The sequence below is a fragment of the Tepidiforma sp. genome (assembly GCF_034433535.1).
GTDB lineage: Bacteria > Chloroflexota > Dehalococcoidia > Tepidiformales > Tepidiformaceae > Tepidiforma.
In genome coordinates, this window is sequence record NZ_DAOUAO010000176.1 from 1 (window position 1) to 4,763 (window position 4,763).

The 4,763-nt window shown below is 68.7% G+C and carries 5 protein-coding genes; 4 read left to right on the forward strand and 1 reads right to left on the reverse strand.

Going from position 1 to position 4,763, the window contains the following annotated elements:
- The 4 genes from rho to VAE46_RS09290 form a co-directional block, all read left to right on the forward strand.
- Nucleotides 1-1,260, forward strand: a 1,260-nt coding sequence (gene rho, locus VAE46_RS09275) for a transcription termination factor Rho (protein ID WP_322796650.1), incomplete at its 5' end; no start/stop codon positions are given.
- A 135-nt stretch (nucleotides 1,261-1,395) separates the two neighbouring features.
- Nucleotides 1,396-2,616 (forward strand): M23 family metallopeptidase, encoded by a 1,221-nt coding sequence (locus VAE46_RS09280; RefSeq protein WP_322796651.1) that lies wholly within the window; start codon nucleotides 1,396-1,398, stop codon nucleotides 2,614-2,616.
- Nucleotides 2,617-2,668: 52 nt separating this feature from the next.
- Nucleotides 2,669-3,154, forward strand: a complete 486-nt coding sequence (locus VAE46_RS09285) for a hypothetical protein (protein WP_322796652.1) — start codon at nucleotides 2,669-2,671, stop codon at nucleotides 3,152-3,154.
- 35 nt (nucleotides 3,155-3,189) lie between these two features.
- Nucleotides 3,190-3,570: a hypothetical protein gene (locus tag VAE46_RS09290; protein WP_322796653.1), complete on the forward strand. Its 381-nt coding sequence runs from the start codon at nucleotides 3,190-3,192 to the stop codon at nucleotides 3,568-3,570.
- A gap of 21 nt (nucleotides 3,571-3,591) precedes the next feature.
- Here the strand turns inward: VAE46_RS09290 and VAE46_RS09295 are convergent, their stop codons facing one another.
- Complete coding sequence (locus VAE46_RS09295) at nucleotides 3,592-4,638, reverse strand: alpha/beta fold hydrolase (protein WP_322796654.1); 1,047 nt, start codon at nucleotides 4,636-4,638, stop codon at nucleotides 3,592-3,594.
- Between the last annotated feature and the right edge of the window lie 125 nt (nucleotides 4,639-4,763).

Here is a 4,763-nt window from a genome sequence, read left to right on the forward strand (position 1 = left end):
ATCGCCGAACTCGAACAAAAATCCCGCGATGAGCTCATCGCCATCGCCGCCGAAATGGGCCTCGAAGACGCCCACGTCCTCCGCAAGAGCGACCTCATCTTCCGCCTCCTCCAGGCCCAGGCCGAAGCCCGCGGCAACGTCTTCAGCGGCGGATTCCTCGAAGTCTCCGACGACGGCAACTACGGCTTCCTCCGCGGGCCTTCCATGCTCCCCGGCCCCAACGACATCTATGTCTCCCAGTCCCAGCTCCGGCGCTTCGCTCTCCGCCCCGGTGACTACGTCACCGGCCAGGTCCGCCACCCCAAGGACAACGAGAAGTTCTACGGCCTCCTCAAGGTCGAAGCCGTCAACGGCATGGACCCCGAGACCGCCAAGCGCCGGCCCTACTTCGAAAACCTCACCGCCATCTTCCCCTACCAGCAGCTCAAGCTCGAAACCACCCCCGATAACCTCACCCACCGCATCATCGACCTCATCGCGCCCATCGGACGCGGCCAGCGCGGCCTCATCGTCTCGCCTCCCAAAGCCGGCAAGACGATGCTCCTCAAGAACATCGCCAACGGCATCTCCACCAACTACCCCGACGTCCACCTCATGGTCCTCCTCATCGGCGAGCGCCCCGAGGAAGTGACCGACATGCAGCGCAGCGTCCGCGGCGAAGTCGTCAGCTCCACCTTCGATGAGCCCGTCGAAGACCACACCCGCGTCGCCGAAATGGCCCTCGAACGCGCCAAGCGCCTCGTCGAAGGCGGCAAAGACGTCGTCATCCTCCTCGACTCCATCACCCGCCTCACCCGCGCCTACAACCTCGCCCTCCCGCCCTCCGGCCGCACCCTCTCCGGCGGCGTCGACCCCATCGCCCTCTACCCCCCCAAGCGCCTCTTCGGCGCCGCCCGCAAGTGCGAAGAAGGCGGCTCACTCACCATCCTCGCCACCTGCCTCGTCGATACCGGCTCACGCATGGATGAGGTCGTCTTCGAAGAATTCAAAGGCACCGGCAACATGGAACTCCGCCTCGACCGCCGCCTCGCCGAGCGCCGCTACTACCCGGCCATCGACATCCAGGCCTCCGGCACCCGCCGCGAAGAACTCCTCCTCGATGAAAAAACCCTCAAGGGCGTCTGGCTCGTTCGCCGCATGACGGCTATGATTTCGCAGAACTCGCCCAACCAGCTCGAAGCCACCGAACGGCTCCTCGAGCGGCTCGCGAGGACCAACAACAACGAGGAGTTTCTCGCCAGCCTGAAGACGGACCTCTAAGGCTTCCCCTTACGGGGTCCCACTGCCGGCTTTCAGCAAACGCCGGGATAGCAGCAAAGGAGGATTCGGAGCAAGCTTCGGCTGTGCTCAGCCCGCGCGAATGGCCCCCGCCCGCCGCGCGCCAGCATCAACCGTATGGGAATCGAAGGAACCCGCGCCCGCTCCCACGCGCACGCACGCCGCCACGGGCGATTCACCCTTCACGCACTCCTCGTGGTGCTGGTACTGCTTGCTGCCGTCTCCGCAATCCGCGCTCCCGTCCGCTCCTCCGCCACCAACGCCGCACCTGTCCCCGCCTTCGCCTACTCCGGCGTCGCCGGCGGCGCCCTCCGGCCCTCCGTCACCGTCCTCCGCCCTGCCAGCACCATCCAAACCCTCGGCTCCGTCGCCGCGGTCGCCTCGCGCACCGAAGCCCTCAGCGTTCGCGCCGTCGGCGGCATCTCCCCCGTCAGCTCTCTCTCCGCCGGCGTCACCGCCGCCGCAGCCTCCTCGGGCGAGGTCGGCGCCGGCATCAAGCCGCTGGCCGACATCATCGACCCGCGCAGCCCGATCGTGGAGTACCAGACGCAGCCCGGCGATACCGTTTCCGGCGTCGCCGCGAAATTCGGCATCACCGTTCAAACCCTGCTCGATAACAACCCCACGGTCAGCAACCCCAACCTCCTCCCCAAAGGCCTCACCCTCATCATCCCCCGCAAAGACGGCATCCTCCACAAGGTGGCCTACGGCGAAACCGTCGACAGCATCGTGAAGCAGTACGACAACATCACCGCCGCACAGGTCATCGAATACAAGCCCAACAACATCACTGACCCGAACAACCTCGAAGCCGGCAAGCTCCTCCTCCTCGTCGGCGCCACCATCAAGCCGCCGCCACCGCCTCCGCCGCCGCCCCAGGCCGTCGCCCGCCCGGGCACCCCGTCCGGCCCCTCCGCCGGGAGCGCCCCCGCTCCCTCCTCCGGCGGCATCTTCAAAAACTTCCCGCTCGCTGCCTGGCGCGGCATCTCCGACCCCTTCGGCACCCCGCGCGGCGGCTCCTCCTACCACACCGGCATCGACCTCGACCTCTACGGCTTCGGCCCCTCGCCGCTCTTCGCCGTCTGCGACGGTGTCGTGAGCCGCACCGAATACCTCACCTACAGCTACGGCTACTACGTCGTCATCGACTGCGGCGACGGCTGGACCGTCCTCTACGCCCACATGAGCCAGATCGACGTCGTCCCCGGCCAGGCCGTCAGCGCCGGCGAAACCATCGGCCTCACCGGCCTCACCGGCTTCACCACCGGCCACCACCTCCACTTCGAAATTCGCTACAACGGCGGCTTCGTCGACCCGGCCCTCTACCTCAACTTCTGACCCGGCACCCTCCCTTACTCCCCGCAGCGCTGGCCTGCGCTACCCTCTTCCCATGGCCGCCTACAACCCCGAAGACCTCGACCCCATCGAGCGCGCACTCCTCGGTGTCCTCTCCCTCGGCCTCCCGCCCTCCCGCGCCGCAGGCAGCGACACCTTCCGCATCGACCACGTCACCGCCGTCGTCGCCAGCCTCGCAGAATCCGGCCAGCCCGCGGCCTACCTCGCCGAAGACGGCCTCCGCGTCCAGCCAGCCTTCCGCCAGCGGCTCCGCCTCGCCATCGAATCCCTCACCGAAAAGGGCCTCGTCATGCAGCAGGCACCCGGTATGCCCGCCGCCGCCGGCGGGTACGAAACCGGCCTCGCCCTCGACCTCGTCGACCCCGACGAACACCCCATCGTCCTCGACCGCTACCTCTCCCAGCTCTGCATGGAGCACCTCTTCAACATCCCCGCCGTCTACCCCTACCTCATGGAGCGCTACTCCTCCAGCGGCGAGGTCTGGCGGCGGCTCCGCGAAGGCGGCTACGCCCGCGATTGACCCGGCCGCTCGCCCAATCGTGTACCATCCCGGCCATGACCGCGCCAGGCGCCTCCACCCCTGACCTCCTCGCGCAGTTCCGCGCCCTCAACGAACAGTTCCTCGCCGCCTGGGGCCAGGCCGCCGAGGCCTTCCTCGCCTCAGCCGCCGGCCAGGACCTCACCCGCGAAACCCGCGACACCTACCTCGCCACCCGCGCGGCCCTCGCCCGCACCGCCCGCGAAACCTGGGGACCGATCATCGAAGCCGCCGGCGCCGTCCCCCTCGCCGAGTTCCAGCGCCTCGCCGACCAGGTCCAGCTCATCCTCCAGCGCCTCGACCGCATCGACGACGCCCTGGCGGCCCTCCTCGAAGCGCAGCAGGCCGCCCCCGCACCGGCCCCGGCGCCCCGCAAGTCCCGCAAGAAATCTGCCTGAGCCCGGCCCCGGCTGGCCCCGTCAGTCGTGCGCCTCGAGCCAGGCCAGAACGCGCGGCCACACCGCCGTCTTCGCGCGCCGTCCCGCAATCACCGAGATGTGGCCGCCCTCCAGCTCCACGAACTCCCGGTCGGCGCTGCTCACGGCCTCCACCAGCGCCCGCGCGCTCGCCGGCGGCACAATCTCGTCCTTCGAAGCTCCCACGCACAGCACCGGCACCCGGATGCGGCCCAGGTCCACGGGCTCGCCCATCACCCGGAACTCCCCGCGCATCAGCTCATTGCGCTGGTAGAAGTGCCGCACCCAGTGCCGGAAGAACTGCTTCGGCAGCGGCACCCACTCGTTCGCCCAGCGGTTCATCGCACGGTAGCCCTCAAGCCACTGGCGGTTCGCCGCGTTCTCCAGCAACGCCTTCGCCTGCTGCACATCCCCCAGCGGGTTCAGCAGCTTGAACCCCGCCCGGATGAACTCCGCCGGCATCAGGTCGAACGTCTCCACGATCGCATCAACATCGAAGCGGTCCTCGTCGGTCATCCGCGGGAACTCGCCCACCGAAAAATCGATCGGCCCCACCATCGCCAGGAAGTTTTTCGCCGGCAGGTGTGGGCGGTGCGCCAGCGCCGCCGCCGTCAGCGGCACCCCCATGCAGTAGCCGAAGACGGTGGCTTCCCGCGCCCGCGCATGCCGCAGCGCCTGCCCCAGCAGCGATGGGATCATGTCCGCCACAATCGTGTCCACCCCGAGGTCCCGGTCCTCCGGGCCAAACACGCCCCAGTCCACCAGGTAAAACGGCACCCCGGCCTCGCCGAGGAACTCCGCGAAGGATTCGCCCGGGCGCAGGTCGAAAATGTACGGCCGCGAAATGCCCAGGTAGGGAAACAGCACCAGCGGCGTCTGTAGCCGCGCGCCCCCCCGTGGCGGGTAGTACCACAGCCGCGCCTTCCCGCGTGCGCCAGCCAGCACCTTCCGCGATTGCGCCACCGGGGCCGGCGCCCCCAGCGCATCCCGCAGCCCCTGCGCCAGCCGCAGCAGCTCGGCGTCGCTTTCGAAGCGCGCTGCGTCCGCCATGCCGGGAGTATACGGAGGCCGTCAACCCCCGGGGTGAACGCTCAGAACTGGCACTCCGGCAGCTGGCGGAAGTACGGCGCAATCGCCGAGGTGTCGTACTGCTGCAGCTCGTCGAAGCTCGCCGC